The following is a 12,566-nucleotide window of genomic DNA, read 5'->3' as shown; positions in this document are numbered from 1 at the left end:
CCAGCAGGCCGACCCAGAGGAACCCATGACCCGCGTGATCGCAGGCACCGCCGGCGGACGCCGCCTGGCCGTACCGCCGGGCAACGGCACCCGCCCCACCTCCGACCGCGCGCGCGAGGGCCTGTTCTCGACGTGGGAGGCGCTGCGCGGAACGCTGGAAGGGGTCAGGATCGCGGACCTGTACGCGGGGTCCGGGGCCGTCGGCCTCGAAGCACTGTCCCGCGGCGGGGTGCACGCCCTGCTCGTCGAGGCGGACCAGAAGGCCGTGCGGACCATTCGGGACAACGTGCGCACCCTGGGACTGCCCGGCGCCGAGGTCCGGGCGGGCAAGGCCGAGCAGGTCGTGACGGGGGCCGCGCCCGCCGATCCGTACGACGTCGTCTTCCTGGACCCGCCGTACGCGGTCACCGACGACGATCTTCGGGAGATTCTCCTCACACTGCGAACCCAGGAATGGCTCACGGAGGACGCGATCGTCACCGTGGAACGCAGCACCAGGGGCGGAGAATTCAAGTGGCCCAAGGGATTTGAGCCGTTGCGGGCCCGCCGTTATGGCGAAGGGACCCTTTGGTACGGTCACGCCGCCTCGTCGTGCGAAGACGCACGATGACCGGACCGGAGAGCGAGGGACCTCAGATGCGCCGGGCAGTCTGTCCCGGGTCGTTCGACCCCATCACCAACGGACATCTTGACATCATCGGCCGAGCCTCCAGGCTGTACGACGTCGTGCACGTCGCGGTGATGATCAACCAGTCGAAGAAAGGTCTCTTCTCGGTAGAGGAGCGGATCGAACTGATCAGAGAGGCCACCGCCGACTACGGCAACCTCGTGATCGAGTCCCACCACGGGCTGCTCGTCGACTTCTGCAAGGACCGCGACATCCCCGCGATCGTCAAGGGGCTGCGGGCCGTCAGCGACTTCGACTACGAACTCCAGATGGCACAGATGAACAACGGGCTCGCGGGCGTCGACACCCTGTTCATGCCGACCAACCCCACCTACAGCTTCCTCTCCTCCAGTCTGGTCAAGGAGGTCGCCGCCTGGGGCGGCGACGTCGCCCACCTGCTGCCGGAACACGTCCACGCGGCGCTGATGAAGCGCCTCGCGGAGAACCGCGCCGAAGCACAGGAGAACTGACAGTCCGTCACCCGGTGTCGGACGGGAGCCGACTGGCCTTACAGTCGTCCCGTCCGTCTCCAAACCAGGCCGAGAGAGTGGCGAGCACACGGTGGACGTGCAGAACAAGCTGGACGAGATCGTCGAGGCGATCGGCAGCGCCCGGTCCATGCCCATGTCGGCCTCGTGCGTGGTCAACCGCGCCGACCTGCTGGACATGCTCGAAGAGGTGCGGCAGGCCCTGCCGAACTCCCTCGCCCATGCCCAGGAGCTGATCGGCGGCCGCGAGCAGATGGTCGAGCAGGCCCGCCAGGAGGCGACGCGGATCATCGAGTCCGCCCAGGCCCAGCGCGGCGACCTGATCTCCGACACCGAGGTCGCCCGCCGCTCCCAGGCCGAGGCCGACCGCATCCTCGCCGAGGCCCGCCAGGAGGCCGACGAGATCCGCGCGGAGGCCGACGAGTACGTCGACTCCAAGCTCGCCAACTTCGAGGTCGTCCTCACCAAGACCATCGGTTCGGTGGGCCGGGGCCGCGAGAAGCTGCTCGGCCGGGGCCCCGGCCTCGACGAGCAGGGTTACTCCGACGAGGACGCCCCCGACTACAGCCCGGACCCCGCCACCCTCCTCGGCCGCGCCGACGAGTACGTCGACACCAAGCTCGGCGCCTTCGAGGCCGTCCTCGCCAAGACCCTCGAAGCGGTCGGCAAGGGCCGCCAGAAGCTGCACGGCCGGGTCGCGTCCGACGACCTCGGCCTGCACATGGCCGAGCAGGACGGCCTGGACCACTCGCAGCTGCGCGGCTCCGACGCGGACTTCCTCGCCGACCTGGCCGAGCCCCAGCCCGCCGCCCCGCTGCGCACCCCGGAGCCCCCTCGGCTCCAGCCCCAGGTCCCCGCCCAGCAGCCGTACGACCCGTACGCGGCGCAGTACGGCCAGCAGCCCCAGCCCCCGCAGCAGGACCCCTACGCGGCCTCGTACGGGCAGCAGCCGGATCCGTACGGCTACCAGCAGGACCCGTACGCGGCCTCCTACGCCCAGCACGGCGCGGTCCACGGCGAGCAGCAGGGTTACGACCAGTACGGCCGGCCCGCGCAGCAGCAGCCCCAACAGCAGCCCCAGCAGTCGCACCAGCAGCAGGGCTCCCTCGACGAGACCAGCATGTTCGACACGAGCATGATCAATCTCGACCAGCTGCGCGAGTACGAGCAGGGCCGCTAGGGGCTGGTCGAGGTCGCCAGGGGACCGGATTGGGCCCTGGGCGAAGCGTCAAGTATCCTGGCCATTCGTCGCGGACCACGTCTGCGATCTCGGCTGCCCGATTCGCCATGGATTTCCGTCCTGCGACGCTACGGCAGCCCCTCCACAGCAATCCGAAAGCAGGAAATCCCCTGAACGCGCGCCTCGACCACCGCAACCCTCTCGTGTTCGACACACACGAGCTGGGCCGGCGTCCCGGTGCGCTCCAGCGGCTGACCCGCTCCGCGGAGGCCCCCAAGGACTTCGGTGTCGAAGGGGTCATCGGCGTACCGGAAGGTGCGCCCTTGGAGATCAGGCTCCGCCTCGAATCCGTCATGGAAGGGGTGCTTGTCACAGGCACCGTCCGTGCGGACGCCGAGGGGGAGTGCGTAAGGTGTCTGGAGCCGGTGCGACTCAACGTCAAGGCGGACTTCCAGGAGATGTTCTCGTACCCTGACGCCGACGACCGGGGCCGTGCACAAGCGGAACCGGGCGACGACGCCGAGGACGACGAGGACACTCTCTTCCTTGAGGACGGCTTGTTCGACCTCGAACCGGTGCTGCGTGATGCGGTAGTGCTCGCACTGCCCATGCAGCCGGTGTGCCGGGAGGACTGTGCAGGTATGTGCTCGCAGTGCGGGACCAGCCTGAACGAGAACCCCGACCACCACCATGACGCCGTCGACATCCGTTGGGCGGCATTGCAGGGACTCGTCGAGACCGGCCAGGTCGACGAGAAGGACAACGTGAACGACGCTGAATCTGGCGTCGACGAGAAGCAGGAGAAGTAGCCGTGGCTGTTCCGAAGCGGAAGATGTCGCGCAGCAACACGCGCCACCGCCGGTCGCAGTGGAAGGCTGCGGTCCCCACCCTGGTTTCGTGCGAGCGCTGCCAGGAGCCGAAGCTCCAGCACATTGCGTGCCCGAGCTGCGGCACGTACAACAAGCGCCAGGTCCTCGAGGTCTGAGCGGCTGGTGAGAGGCACCATGTCTGAGTCACACAAGACGGACAATGCCTCGTCTCACACGCTTCTGGAAGGGCGGCTCGGGTATCACCTCGAGTCCGCCCTTCTGGTGCGTGCGCTGACCCATCGTTCGTACGCGTACGAGAACGGCGGCCTGCCGACGAACGAGCGTTTGGAGTTCCTCGGGGACTCCGTGCTCGGCCTCGTCGTCACGGACACGCTGTACCGCACCCACCCCGATCTCCCGGAAGGCCAGTTGGCCAAACTCCGGGCCGCGGTGGTCAACTCTCGTGCGCTGGCGGAAGTGGGCCGCGGCCTCGAACTCGGCTCCTTCATCCGGCTCGGCCGGGGCGAAGAGGGCACGGGAGGCAGGGACAAGGCATCCATTCTGGCCGACACCCTTGAAGCGGTGATCGGTGCGGTCTATCTCGACCAGGGTCTGGACACCGCTTCCGAGCTGGTGCACCGGCTCTTCGATCCGCTGATCGAGAAGTCGTCCAGCCTCGGCGCCGGCCTGGACTGGAAGACCAGTCTCCAGGAGCTCACCGCGGCCGAGGGACTCGGTGTTCCCGAGTACCTGGTCACGGAGACGGGCCCGGACCACGAGAAGACCTTCACTGCTGCCGCCCGCGTCGGTGGTGTCTCGTACGGCACCGGCACCGGCCGCAGCAAGAAGGAAGCGGAACAGCAGGCGGCGGAGTCCGCATGGCGCGCGATCAGCGCGGCGGCGGCGGAGCGCGAGGCGGCGGCGAAGGCCGAAGCCGAGGCTCCGGCGGCTCCCGCTTCCCAGCCGGACGACGAGAACTCGTCGCCGGTCGTCTGACCAGCAGTACTCGCTTCATCAGTAAGCACGTGCCCGGCCCCGGTACCGCCCCTCGCAGGGCGGCGCCGGGGCCGGACGCGTACCCGCAACGCATCACCCGAGGAGAGCCGTGCCCGAGCTGCCCGAAGTGGAAGTCGTACGCCGTGGACTGGAACGGTGGGTCGCCGGGCGGACGGTCGCCTCGGTGCAGGTGCTGCACCCGCGTGCGGTGCGCAGGCACCTCGCGGGCGGCGAGGACTTCGCGTCGCGGCTGCGCGGGCACCGCGTCGGGACGGCGCAGCGTCGCGGCAAGTACCTGTGGCTGCCGCTGGACGACGCTCCGCTCGCGGTCCTCGGCCACCTCGGGATGAGCGGGCAACTGCTCGTGCAGCCCGAGGAGGCGTCGGACGAGAAGCACCTGCGGGTGCGGGTGCGGTTCGAGGACGGTCTCGGTACGGAACTGCGCTTCGTCGACCAGCGCACCTTCGGCGGGCTCTCGCTCCACGACACCACCCCCGACGGGCTGCCGGACGTCATCGGGCACATCGCCCGCGACCCGCTCGACGGGGCCTTCGACGACGCCGCGTTCCACACGGCACTGCGGCTGCGGCGTACGACGATCAAGCGGGCGCTGCTCGACCAGTCGCTGATCAGCGGCGTCGGCAACATCTACGCGGACGAGGCGCTGTGGCGCTCGAAGCTGCACTACGACCGGCCCACCGCCACCATGACCCGGCCGCGCTCGGCCGAACTGCTCGGTCACGTACGGGACGTGATGAACGCGGCGCTCGCCGTCGGCGGGACCAGCTTCGACAGCCTGTACGTCAACGTGAACGGGGAGTCGGGCTACTTCGACCGCTCGCTCGACGCGTACGGGCGCGAGGGCGAGCCGTGCGGACGGTGCGGCACCCTGATGCGACGCCGCCCGTGGATGAACCGGTCGAGCTACTTCTGCCCGAAGTGCCAGCGCCCGCCGCGCCCGACCCTCGCGTGAGGGCGTGGGCGTCGTGAGGACCGTGGGCGTCGTGAGGTCCGTGGGTGTCGTGAGGGTCTAGAACCCGAAGTCCTGCGTCCACCACGGGCCGCCATCGGCGACGTGCACGCCGACGCCCAGCGTCGTGTACTCGCAGTTCAGGATGTTCTTGCGGTGGCCTTCGCTCTTCATCCAGGCGTCCATGACGGCCTGGGCGTCGGCCTGACCGCGGGCGATGTTCTCGCCGCCGAGGTTCTTGATGCCCGCCTTCGCGGCGCGGTCCCACGGGGTCGCGCCGTCCGGGTCGGTGTGGTCGAAGAAGCCTCGGGCCGCCATGTCGCGGCTGAAGTTGGCGGCGAGCGTGGCCAGACCCGTGTCCGGGCGGAGCGGGCTGCACCCGACCTTGGCGCGCTCCTGGTTGACCAGGGACAGGACGGCCGCCGCCGCGTCGTTCGCCGAGGCGGGGGCCTTGCGCAGCTGGGGTGCTGCCGGGGTGGCCGCCGCGGCGGGGGTGTTCTCCGCGCGCTGCGGGGTCGCGGCCTCGGGAGCCTTCACGGACTCCTTCTTCGCGTCGTCCGCCTTCGTCTGCTTCTGCGAATCGGCGTCGTCCGCCTGGTGGGCGTCGGGCAGGGCGGGGCGCTCGGGGGACGGGGTCTTCGAGGGGCCCTGCGGCCGTTCCGCCCCGCGTGCCGAGGCAGGGGCGGAGGCGCGGTCGGTCGGGGACGGGGCGGCGCCGCCCTGGGCCCTCAGATCCACCGCGCCACCCGCGGTGACCCGGTCGCCGGAGCTGGTTCCGCCGCTGCCGAAGGTGTAGTTCTCACCGCCGGGGAGGATTCCGGAGGCGACCGCCACAGCACCGAAGGCCACGGCTGCGGAGACTCCGAGCAGTCCGGTGCGAACGGGCGCGGGGCGCTTCTTGCGGCGGCCACCGGCCTGGTTGCCGCCTGCCGTTCCGTCCGCGAATTCCGCTGCGGCGGGCCCGGCGGCAGTGCGTCGATGGCGTCCCATCTGCTGTGCCTTCCTCAACTACTCGACGGTCAATGTGTTCACCCGTAAGGATGAGCCTCATTGGGTCGGGACTGTACGGCATGACGGGTGGGGGCGAAGTGCCGCTTGAGCATTTGGCCGGTTAGCGTGCAGTCATGAACGAAGATGCACGACCCGACGCACGGCTCACCGCATGGGTGCGCGGTCGGGTACAGGGAGTGGGCTTTCGCTGGTTCACCAGGGCAAACGCTTTGCAGATCGGCGACCTCACGGGCTTCGCCCTCAACCTCGACGACGGGCGGGTGCAGGTGGTCGCCGAGGGGCCGCGTGAGAATTGCCACCGTCTCCTGGAATGGCTCCGCTCGGACGACACTCCCGGCCGGGTCGACGGCGTCACTGAGATATGGGGCACACCCCGTGGGGGGTACACAGGCTTCGCGATCCGCTGACGGGGTCGGCCGGGGGAAGCACCCCGTCGGCCTCGCGGGAGGGGCGGGCGAGGGTGCCTCGGTCACGTGCGTCCGGCAGAAACGCCCTGGTGGTTGCCAGAAACAGCTTGCCGTGGAAGGCTGCCCGTACGAGGATGATCTCCACGCCCGCAGGGCCCCGAAGAGAGAGCGTCGCCGCCGACACCGCGTGTCGCAGACGGCCGAACGCCCCCGGGTTGCCCGTCGATACGGGCTGTGATCGTGTTGACCGTCAAACTTTTTGGTGAGACTCTGGAATCCCCGCGCACCTTAGCTGTTTGGCAGCGAGAACCGCAGTGAAACAACAGCACTGCCAAGCACCGCGGGTGCGATTCCCTCACGACCCACACCGCTCTCGGTCGGTCACTCAGTGTGGAGGACCACTCATCATGGCAAAGGCGCTTCTCGGTTACGTCGGCGGCTCCGACCCGCGACTCCTCGCCGAGATGCGACGGCTTCAGCAGCGTGTCCAGGATCTGGAATCCGAGCTCAACCGGATCCAGAACGAGAACGACACGCTCACCGCCGCCGCTCAGCACCGCGGAGACTCTTCTCTGCTCGACGAGGACTTCGACATCGACGTCCCGCGCGCGGAGCCCGCGCTCACCTGATTCAGTCGTTTCCGCTCCAGCCGCTCCGGGTCGTCACCTGTGCGGCCAGGAATCCCGAGGAAACTCCATGAATCCTGCAAGGGACGTTTCGGCGTCCCTTCTCTCTTTCGTCGGCTTCCGCCGACTCCTCGTCGTCTCCGGTCGACCCCCCGGTCACACCACGTTTTCCTAACGTCTGATGTGCCCTGCACGTTCATCGGTGAAACCGGGACCGCCCGGCGAGTCCGGTGTGAGAGCGCGGCATCCCGGTAAAGTCCGGCTGCGTGCATCTCAAGGCCATGACCCTCCGAGGTTTCAAGTCGTTCGCTTCCGCCACGACGCTCCGTTTCGAGCCGGGCATCACGTGTGTCGTGGGCCCCAACGGCTCGGGCAAGTCCAACGTGGTGGACGCGCTCTCCTGGGTCATGGGCGAGCAGGGTGCCAAATCCCTGCGCGGCGGCAAGATGGAGGACGTCATCTTCGCCGGCACGACCGGGCGGCCTCCGCTCGGCCGTGCCGAGGTGTCGCTCACCATCGACAACTCCGACGGCGCGCTGCCCATCGAGTACGCCGAGGTCACCATCACGCGGATCATGTTCCGCAACGGCGGCAGCGAGTACCAGATCAACGGCGACACCTGCCGTCTGCTCGACATCCAGGACCTGCTGTCCGACTCCGGCATCGGCCGCGAGATGCACGTCATCGTCGGGCAGGGGCAGCTCGACTCGGTCCTGCACGCCGACCCGATGGGCCGTCGCGCCTTCATCGAGGAGGCGGCGGGCGTCCTCAAGCACCGCAAGCGCAAGGAGAAGGCGCTGCGGAAGCTGGAGGCGATGAAGGCGAACCTGGCCCGCGTCGAGGACCTCACCGGTGAACTCCGCCGCCAGCTCAAGCCGTTGGGCCGTCAGGCCGCCGTGGCGCGGCGGGCCGCCGTCATCCAGGCCGACCTGCGTGACGTACGGCTGCGGCTGCTCGCCGACGATCTCGTCACGATGCGGGAGGCGCTGGGCGCGGAGATCGCCGACGAGGCGGCGCTCAAGACGCGCAAGGAGGCCGCCGAGGCCCAGCTCAAGGCCGCCCTCCAACGGGAGGCGGAGCTTGAGGAGGAGGTGCGCAGGCTCGCGCCCAGGCTTCAGCGGGCGCAGCAGACCTGGTACGAGCTGTCGCAGTTCGCCGAGCGGGTGCGCGGCACGATCTCGCTGGCCGACGCCCGCGTGACCAGCGCGAACGCCGCTCCCGCCGAGGAGCGCAGAGGCCGCGACCCCGAGGAGATGGAGCGTGAGGCCGCCCGCGTCCGCGAGCAGGAGGCCGAGCTGGAGGCCGCCCTGGAGGCCGCGCAGCACGCCCTGGAGAACACCGTCGAGCACCGCGCCGAGCTGGAGCGCGACCTCGCGGCGGAGGAGCGTCGGCTCAAGGACCTGGCACGGGCGATCGCCGACCGGCGGGAGGGCCTCGCCCGGCTGCACGGTCAGGTCAACGCGGCCCGTGGCAGGGCCGGTTCGGCGCAGGCCGAGATCGACCGGCTCGCCGAGGCCAGGGACGCAGCGCAGGAGCGTGCCGCCGCCGCTCAGGAGGAGTACGAGCAGCTCAAGGCGGAGGTCGAAGGGCTCGACGCGGGCGACGAGGAGCTGGCCGTACGGCACGAGGACGCCAAGCGTGAACTGGCCGACGCCGAAGAGAACGTGAGTGACGTACGCGACGAGCTGACGGCCGTCGAGCGCAAGCGGGCGGCGACGTCCGCCCGGCGGGACGCACTCGCGCTCGGGCTGCGGCGCAAGGACGGGACGGGTGCGCTCCTCGCCGCCGGTGAGACGCTCGCCGGGCTGCTCGGTCCGGCGGCGGAGCTGCTGACCGTCACCCCCGGGTACGAGACGCAGGTCGCGGCGGCGCTCGGCGCGGCGGCGGACGCGGTCGCCGTGCAGGGGCCGGGGGCCGCCGCCGAGGCCATCCGGCTGCTGCGCAAGCAGGACGCGGGGCGGGCGGCGCTGCTGCTGGCGGGGGAGGGGCACGGGGCTGTGGTGCCGGAAGGGGCTCCCGCGCCGTACGCCGTGGACTTCGTGCGCGGTCCCGACGGGCTGATGGGGGCCGTACGGCGGCTGCTGAGCGGGATCGTCGTCGTGGGGACCCTGGAAGACGCCGAGGATCTCGTCTACGCGCACCCCGGGCTGACCGCCGTCACCGCCGAGGGCGACGTGCTGGGGGCGCACTTCGCGCAGGGCGGTTCGGCGGGAGCGCCGAGCCTGCTGGAGGTGCAGGCGTCCGTGGACGAGGCGGACGCCGAGCTGGCCGAGCTGTCCCTGCGGTGCGAGGAACTGGCCGGGGCACAGACGGCGGCGAAGGAGCGCAAGGCCCGATGTGCCGTACGGGTCGAGGAGTTGGGGGAGGTGCGGCGCGCCGGGGACCGGGAGCGGTCGGCGGTGGCGCAGCAGCTCGGGCGGCTCGCCGGGCAGGCGCGCGGAGCCTCCGGCGAGGCCGAGCGGTCGGCCACTGCGGCGGCGAAGGCGCAGGACGCGCTGGAGCGGGCCGTGGAGGAGGCCGAGGTGCTGGCCGAGCGGCTGGAGGTCGCCGAGGAGGCACCCGTCGAGGAGGAGCCGGACACCGCGATGCGGGACCGGCTCGCGGCGGACGGGGCGAACGCCCGGCAGACCGAGATGGAGGCCAGGCTCCAGGTCCGTACGCACGAGGAGCGCGTGAAGGCGCTGGCCGGACGGGCGGACTCGCTCGACCGGGGAGCCCGCGCCGAGCGCGAGGCCCGGGCGCGGGCCGAGCAGCGGCGGGCCCGGATGCGGTACGAGGCCCAGGTCGCGGCGGCGGTCGCGGCCGGTGCCCGGCAGCTCCTCGCGCACGCCGAGGTCTCTCTCGTACGGGCGGACGAGGAGCGGTCCGTCGCGGAGGCGGCGAAGGCGGAGTGGGAGAAGGAGCTCGCCGCGGAGCGGGCCCGGGGGCGGGAGCTCAAGCAGGAACTCGACAAGCTGACGGACTCGGTGCACCGGGGCGAGGTGCTCGGCGCGGAGAAGCGGCTGCGGATCGAGCAGCTGGAGACCAGGGCGCTGGAGGAGCTGGGGGTGGAACCGGCGTCGCTGGCGGCGGAGTACGGCCCCGCCCAGCTCGTACCGCCGTCCCTCGCGGCGGAGGGGGAGGAGCTGCCGGACGACCCGGAGCATCCGCGCAATCTGCCCCGGCCCTTCGTGCGCGGGGAGCAGGAGAAGCGGCTGAAGTCCGCCGAACGGGCGTATCAGCAGCTCGGGAAGGTGAATCCGCTGGCCCTTGAGGAGTTCGCGGCGCTGGAGGAGCGGCATCAGTTCCTGTCCGAGCAACTGGAGGACCTCAAGCGGACCCGGGCCGACCTGATGCAGGTGATCAAGGAGGTCGACGAGCGGGTGGAGCAGGTCTTCACCGAGGCGTACCGGGACACGGCGCGCGAGTTCGAGGGCGTCTTCTCCCGGCTGTTCCCGGGCGGTGAGGGGCGGCTGGTCCTCACCGACCCCGACAACATGCTGACCACGGGCGTCGACGTGGAGGCGCGTCCGCCGGGGAAGAAGGTCAAGCGGCTGTCGCTGCTCTCGGGCGGTGAGCGTTCACTGACCGCCGTCGCCCTGCTCGTCTCGATCTTCAAGGCGCGGCCCAGTCCCTTCTACGTGATGGACGAGGTGGAGGCGGCGCTCGACGACACGAACCTCCAGCGGCTGATCCGGATCATGAAGGAACTCCAGGAGAGCTCCCAGCTGATCGTCATCACCCACCAGAAGCGCACGATGGAGGTGGCGGACGCCCTCTACGGCGTCTCGATGCAGGGTGACGGGGTGTCGAAGGTGATCAGTCAGCGGCTGAGCTGAGCCGTTCGGGGCAGGAGGCTTCGAGTGGTGGACAACGCGCAGGTGTGCGCCACTGGTAGTCCACTTGAAGAGCCTGCCCCCACGGACATGCCCGGCGACGCGGCCGGGTCCAGGAGTTCACGTGACCAGCAGCACAGCGCAGATGCCGTCCGGAGGCCGGGAAGCCGCTCCCGAACACCTCGGCCACGTCATCTTCATCACCGCCGCCGCCGCGATGGGCGGCTTCCTCTTCGGCTACGACAGCTCCGTGATCAACGGTGCCACCAAGGCCATCGGTGACAAGTACGACATCGGAGCCGGTGCCCTCGGGCAGGTCATCGCCGTCGCCCTGATCGGCTGTGCGATCGGCGCCGCGACCGCCGGCCGCGTCGCCGACCGGATCGGCCGCATCCGCGTCATGCAGATCGCCGCCGTGCTGTTCACCATCAGCGCCGTCGGTTCCTCCCTGCCGTTCGCGCTGTGGGACCTGACGATGTGGCGCTTCCTCGGCGGCATCGCGATCGGCATGGCGTCCGTGATCGGCCCGGCGTACATCGCGGAGGTCGCCCCGCCCGCGTACCGGGGCCGTCTCGGTTCCTTCCAGCAGGGCGCGATCGTCCTGGGCATCGCGATCTCCCAGCTCGTCAACTGGGGCATCCTCAACTGGGCGGGCGGCGACGACCGGCACAAGGTCTTCGCGGGCATGGAAGCCTGGCAGGTCATGCTCGGCGTGATGGTCATCCCCGCCGTCATCTACGGTCTGCTCTCCTTCGTGATCCCGGAGTCGCCCCGCTTCCTGGTCTCCGTCGGCAAGACCGAGAAGGCCAAGAAGATCCTGGCCGAGGTCGAGGGCGAGCACATCGACCTCGACGCGCGCGTCGCCGAGATCGAGCAGGGCATGCGCAGCGAGCACAAGTCGACCTTCAAGGACCTGCTGGGCAGCAGGTTCGGCTTCCTGCCGATCGTCTGGATCGGCATCGGCCTCTCCGTCTTCCAGCAACTGGTCGGCATCAACGTCGCGTTCTACTACTCCGCGACGCTGTGGCAGTCCGTGGGCATCGACCCGAGCGACTCGTTCTTCTACTCGTTCACCACGTCGATCATCAACATCATCGGCACCGTGATCGCGATGATCTTCGTCGACCGGATCGGCCGCCGCCCGCTCGCCCTGATCGGTTCGGTCGGCATGGCCATCGCCCTCGCCTTCGAGGCGTGGGCCTTCTCCGCCGACATGGTGAACGGCAAACTCCCGGACACGCAGGGCATGGTGGCGCTGATCGCCGCCCACGTCTTCGTGCTCTTCTTCGCCCTGTCGTGGGGTGTCGTCGTCTGGGTCTTCCTCGGCGAGATGTTCCCCAACCGCATCCGCGCCGCGGCGCTCGGCGTGGCCGCGGCGGCGCAGTGGATCGCCAACTGGGCCATCACCGCGAGCTTCCCGAGCCTCTCCGACTGGAACCTCTCGGGGACGTACGTCATCTACACCGTCTTCGCGGTGCTCTCGATCCCCTTCGTGCTCAAGTTCGTGAAGGAGACCAAGGGCAAGAAGCTGGAGGACATGGGCTGACGCCCACCGCGTCCATGAAGGTGCTGCCCCGGCTCATCCCCTGAACCGGGG

Annotated in this window: 12 protein-coding genes; 11 read left to right on the top strand and 1 reads right to left on the bottom strand. The window is 70.0% G+C overall.

The genetic code is table 11. From position 1 onward, the window contains the following. The first annotated feature begins 25 nt into the window (after positions 1-25). The 7 genes from rsmD to mutM all read left to right on the top strand — a co-directional run bounded on the left by rsmD (position 26) and on the right by mutM (position 5,113). Positions 26-610 carry a 16S rRNA (guanine(966)-N(2))-methyltransferase RsmD gene (gene rsmD, locus OG897_RS21200; protein ID WP_266658773.1) on the top strand — a complete coding sequence of 195 codons (585 nt, stop codon included), beginning with the start codon at positions 26-28 and terminating at the stop codon, positions 608-610. Between the two features lie 26 nt (positions 611-636). After that, positions 637-1,137 carry a pantetheine-phosphate adenylyltransferase gene (gene coaD / locus OG897_RS21195; RefSeq protein ID WP_266658772.1) on the top strand — a complete coding sequence of 167 codons (501 nt, stop codon included), beginning with the start codon at positions 637-639 and terminating at the stop codon, positions 1,135-1,137. Between the two features lie 91 nt (positions 1,138-1,228). Then, positions 1,229-2,335, top strand: a complete 1,107-nt coding sequence (locus tag OG897_RS21190; protein ID WP_266658771.1) for an ATP synthase F0 subunit B — start codon at positions 1,229-1,231, stop codon at positions 2,333-2,335. A 107-nt stretch (positions 2,336-2,442) separates the two neighbouring features. Beyond that, entirely contained in the window at positions 2,443-3,144 is a 702-nt protein-coding gene (locus tag OG897_RS21185) for a DUF177 domain-containing protein (RefSeq protein WP_266658770.1), read from the top strand. Positions 3,145-3,146: 2 nt separating this feature from the next. Continuing rightward, on the top strand, positions 3,147-3,320 hold the full coding sequence (gene rpmF, locus OG897_RS21180; protein ID WP_003965982.1) for a 50S ribosomal protein L32: 174 nt from the start codon (positions 3,147-3,149) through the stop codon (positions 3,318-3,320). Between the two features lie 19 nt (positions 3,321-3,339). After that, entirely contained in the window at positions 3,340-4,140 is an 801-nt protein-coding gene (gene rnc / locus OG897_RS21175; protein ID WP_266658769.1) for a ribonuclease III, read from the top strand. Positions 4,141-4,249: 109 nt separating this feature from the next. Beyond that, entirely contained in the window at positions 4,250-5,113 is an 864-nt protein-coding gene (gene mutM, locus OG897_RS21170; protein ID WP_266658768.1) for a bifunctional DNA-formamidopyrimidine glycosylase/DNA-(apurinic or apyrimidinic site) lyase, read from the top strand. A gap of 57 nt (positions 5,114-5,170) precedes the next feature. On the opposite strand, the gene OG897_RS21165 is transcribed toward mutM, so the two are convergent. After that, positions 5,171-6,100: a CAP domain-containing protein gene (locus OG897_RS21165; RefSeq protein ID WP_266658767.1), complete on the bottom strand. Its 930-nt coding sequence runs from the start codon at positions 6,098-6,100 to the stop codon at positions 5,171-5,173. A gap of 134 nt (positions 6,101-6,234) precedes the next feature. Between OG897_RS21165 and OG897_RS21160 the strand changes: the two genes are divergently transcribed. The 4 genes from OG897_RS21160 to OG897_RS21145 all read left to right on the top strand — a co-directional run bounded on the left by OG897_RS21160 (position 6,235) and on the right by OG897_RS21145 (position 12,515). After that, the gene (locus OG897_RS21160; RefSeq protein WP_266658766.1) at positions 6,235-6,528 is read left to right on the top strand and encodes an acylphosphatase; all 294 of its coding nucleotides are present in this window, start codon (positions 6,235-6,237) and stop codon (positions 6,526-6,528) included. 407 nt (positions 6,529-6,935) lie between these two features. After that, complete coding sequence (locus OG897_RS21155) at positions 6,936-7,157, top strand: hypothetical protein (RefSeq protein WP_266658765.1); 222 nt, start codon at positions 6,936-6,938, stop codon at positions 7,155-7,157. A gap of 263 nt (positions 7,158-7,420) precedes the next feature. Then, a complete protein-coding gene (gene smc / locus OG897_RS21150; RefSeq protein WP_266658764.1) occupies positions 7,421-10,972 on the top strand; it encodes a chromosome segregation protein SMC in 3,552 nt (1,183 codons plus the stop codon). A gap of 142 nt (positions 10,973-11,114) precedes the next feature. Further along, positions 11,115-12,515 (top strand): sugar porter family MFS transporter, encoded by a 1,401-nt coding sequence (locus tag OG897_RS21145; RefSeq protein ID WP_266660371.1) that lies wholly within the window; start codon positions 11,115-11,117, stop codon positions 12,513-12,515. The last annotated feature ends 51 nt before the right edge of the window (positions 12,516-12,566 follow it).

It is taken from the genome of Streptomyces sp. NBC_00237 (assembly GCF_026342435.1).
In the GTDB taxonomy this organism is placed as follows: Bacteria; Actinomycetota; Actinomycetes; order Streptomycetales; family Streptomycetaceae; genus Streptomyces.
This window is presented reverse-complemented; position numbering and strand designations above follow the sequence as displayed.